This window comes from Mumia sp., assembly GCF_028803055.1.
Lineage (GTDB): Bacteria > Actinomycetota > Actinomycetes > Propionibacteriales > Nocardioidaceae > Mumia.
Genome location: NZ_JARBCJ010000270.1, coordinates 1 through 2,986, shown reverse-complemented (window position 1 = coordinate 2,986; position 2,986 = coordinate 1). Strand labels below are relative to the sequence as shown.

Sequence of the window (2,986 nt, the reverse complement as noted above, 5' to 3'; positions counted from 1 at the left end):
ACGAGTCAGCGCGTCCAGGGCACCGAACGGCTCGTCCATGAGGACGATGTCGGGATCGTTCGCGAGGACGCGGGCGATCTGGACGCGCTGCTGCATCCCGCCCGACAGCTCGTACGGCCGTCGCTCGGCGACGTCGGTGAGCCCGACCATCGCGAGGTACGTGTCAGCGCGCGCCCGCCGCTCGCCCTTCGCGACCCCTCGCAGTCGGGGCCCCAGCGCGACGTTGCCGCGGACGTCGAGCCACGGATAGAGCGTCGGCTGCTGGAACACGACGCCCCGCTCGGCCCCAGGACCCCGCACCTCGCGCTCGCCGACCGCGATGCGACCCGACGACGGCGCCATGAATCCGGCGACCAGACGCAGCAGCGTGGTCTTCCCGCACCCCGACGGCCCGGCGAGCGTGACCAGCTCGCCGGGCTCGATCGTGAGATCGATCCGGTCCAGCGCCGGCACCTCCGTGGCGCGGGAGGCGAAGACGTGCTCGACCTCGGTGACGCGGATCGCGCCGGCGTGCGTCCGGACCGACTGGACGGTCACTTCGCCGAGCTCGCCTTCGCCGCCGCCTCCGCCGCGCTCGCGTCCACGCCATCGGCGTACGCGGACTCCGGGCCGACGGCCGCGATGCCGTCCTGGCTGTGCAGGAACTGCGCGGTCGCGAAGAGGTCGGCGCCGAGCTTGCCAGCGAGGTAGTCCGGCGTGGCCTGCTCCGCGGCGGACAGGTAGACGAACCCGTCGAACTGCGCCCTGGCCTCGTCGGTCGTCACCCCGACCTCGACCGCCACGCTCTCGGCCGCCTTGTCCGGGTCGTCGGCGATCTGTGCGACCGCGTAGTCCTGAGCCTTGGCCCACAGGGCGAGGAAGTCGGCGTTCTCGGCGATGAAGTCGTCGGCCGCGACACCCACGTCGTACGTCGGCTTGCCCGCCTTCGCGGTGTCCTCGCTGGTGAGGATGACCGTGCCCTTGTCCTTCTTGAGCTCGCTCAGGGTCGGGTCCCACACCCAGGAGGCGTCGACGTCACCGCGCGACCAGGCCGGCGCGATCTGCTCGGGGTCGGCGTTCACGAGCGTGTAGTCGGTCGCCTTCTGCCCCGCGTCGCTGATCGCCTGGAGCAGCGAGAAGTGCGCGGTCGAGCCGAACGGCGTCGCGATCGTCTTGCCCTTCAGGCCGGTGATGTCGGTCGCGGCACCGTCACGGACCACGAGCGACTCGGCCGCACCGATGACGTCGTGGATCCAGACGACCGACACCGGCAGGTTCAGCGGCGCCGACAGGGCCTTGGTGGCCGGGGACGACCCCATGAGCCCGAGGTCGAGGCTCTTGCCGCCGAAGGCCTGGACGACGTCGCCGCCGGAGGCGAAGCTGCTCCAGGTGATCGTGGCGTTGGGCGCGCAGCTCTCGAGGATCTTCTGGTCCTTCACGACGACGTCGCCGTTCGGGATCTTCTGGTAGCCGATCCGTACGGTCGAGGTGATCGACTCGTCGGCGTCCCACGGGCAACCCGAGCCTCCCCCCGCAGCGGCCTTCTCGTCACCCCCGACGCAGCCGGAGGTCAGGAGCGCGAGCGCGGACAGGGCGGCGGCCGCAGCAGCCTTGGAGCGGACGTTCTTGATCGGTTCGGGCTTCATGTCAGGCCTTTCCTCGCCAGGGGACGAGCGTTCGTTCGATGAGACGGATGACGGCGTCGAGCGCGATGGCGGTGAGACCGATGACGAGGATGCAGGCCACCGACAGCGCGATCTTGTTCTGCGTGCCCGAGAGGTAGGCGAGCCCGCCGATGCCGGGCAGGCCGTTGACCAGCTCCGCGGCCACGACGGTGGTCCACGCGAACCCGACGGCGACCCGCAGACCGCTGAGGATGTCGGGCAGCGTCGCGGGCAGGACGACGGAGGTGACGGCCTGACGCCGGGAGGCGCCGAGCGAGAGGACGGCGTTGACCTGGTCCTCGCGCACGCCGCGGACCCCGTTGATCGTCGCCAGGGCGATCGGCGGGAACGCAGCGAGGAACAGCAACCAGATCTTGGACGTGTCGTAGATGCCGAACCACGCGACGAGGAAGCCCATGTAGGCCAGCGGCGGGATCGACCGCAGGACGTCGAGATAGGGCCCGGCGACCCGCCGTACGGACGGGACGGTGCCCATCACCAGGCCGAGCGGGACGCCGACCACCACCGCGAGGGCCAGACCGATACCGATGCGGCGCAGGCTGACGACGAGGTGCTCCCAGAGGAAGTAGTTCTCCTCCCCGCGGACCACGCGGTCGATGCCGCCGCCGATCGGGTGGTAGGTGTTGGCCCGGATGAACGCATCCCACACCTCGAGAGGGCTCGGAGCGAGGTACGCCGGCTGGACCCAGCCGGAGGCCGCCACCAGCGACCAGGTGAGCAGCACGGCGGCAGCGGTCGCCAGCGGCGGGAGCCAGCCGAGGCGGTGCGGTCGTCGGAGCATGATCGGGACCGTACGGCCCCCCGCCGCCGCCTCGGCCCGATTCTCGCCGGGCGGCTCGAACCGGTCTCGTTTCACCCGGGGTGAGCGATACCCGTGCCCGGAGAGCGTCTACGAGGGAGGGTTGGCTCGGTCTGCCGCCGTCACCGAGGAGTCGCATGAAGATCCACTGGTTCCTGCCCACGACCGGCGACAGCCGAAGCCTCGTCGGGGGCGGGCACAGCGTCCCCACCGAGCTCGCCCGGGCCGGCGGCGCCGCCCACACGGCCGGTCGATACCGGGAGCCGGACCTCGACTACCTCGTCGACGTCGCGCGGACTGCGGAGCGCCTCGGCTTCGAGTCGGTGCTGACCCCGACCGGCACCCCGTGCGAGGACGCCTGGGTGATCGCGTCCGCGCTGCTGTCGCAGACCACCCGGCTGAAGTTCCTCATCGCCGCGCGGCCAGGGCTGGTCAGCCCGACCCTGCTGGCGCAGATGGCCTCGACGTTCCAGCGCGTCTCCGGCGACCGCCTGGCGATCAACGTCGTGGTCGGCGGCGATCC

The 2,986-nt window shown here is 71.4% G+C and carries 4 protein-coding genes; 1 reads left to right on the top strand and 3 read right to left on the bottom strand.

Annotated elements, in window-relative coordinates; translation table 11 throughout:
• The 3 genes from PV363_RS16880 to PV363_RS16870 all read right to left on the bottom strand — a co-directional run.
• Positions 1-537 (bottom strand): ATP-binding cassette domain-containing protein (locus PV363_RS16880; RefSeq protein WP_301022964.1); only part of this gene is annotated, 537 nt, incomplete at its 3' end.
• Positions 534-1,625 carry an ABC transporter substrate-binding protein gene (locus PV363_RS16875; protein WP_301022963.1) on the bottom strand — a complete coding sequence of 364 codons (1,092 nt, stop codon included), beginning with the start codon at positions 1,623-1,625 and terminating at the stop codon, positions 534-536. The genes PV363_RS16880 and PV363_RS16875, both read right to left, overlap by 4 nt.
• A 1-nt stretch (position 1,626) precedes the next feature.
• Positions 1,627-2,445 carry an ABC transporter permease gene (locus PV363_RS16870; protein ID WP_301022962.1) on the bottom strand — a complete coding sequence of 273 codons (819 nt, stop codon included), beginning with the start codon at positions 2,443-2,445 and terminating at the stop codon, positions 1,627-1,629.
• Between the two features lie 155 nt (positions 2,446-2,600).
• Here PV363_RS16870 and PV363_RS16865 point away from each other — a divergent pair.
• Positions 2,601-2,986: LLM class flavin-dependent oxidoreductase (locus PV363_RS16865; protein ID WP_301022961.1), on the top strand; the 386-nt coding region annotated here is incomplete at its 3' end.

Coding starts and splice junctions, on each gene's coding strand:
- PV363_RS16870 (WP_301022962.1), bottom strand. CDS start 2,445: ATGCTCCGACGACCGCACCGCCTCGGCTGGCTCCCGCCGCTGGCGACC.
- PV363_RS16875 (WP_301022963.1), bottom strand. CDS start 1,625: ATGAAGCCCGAACCGATCAAGAACGTCCGCTCCAAGGCTGCTGCGGCC.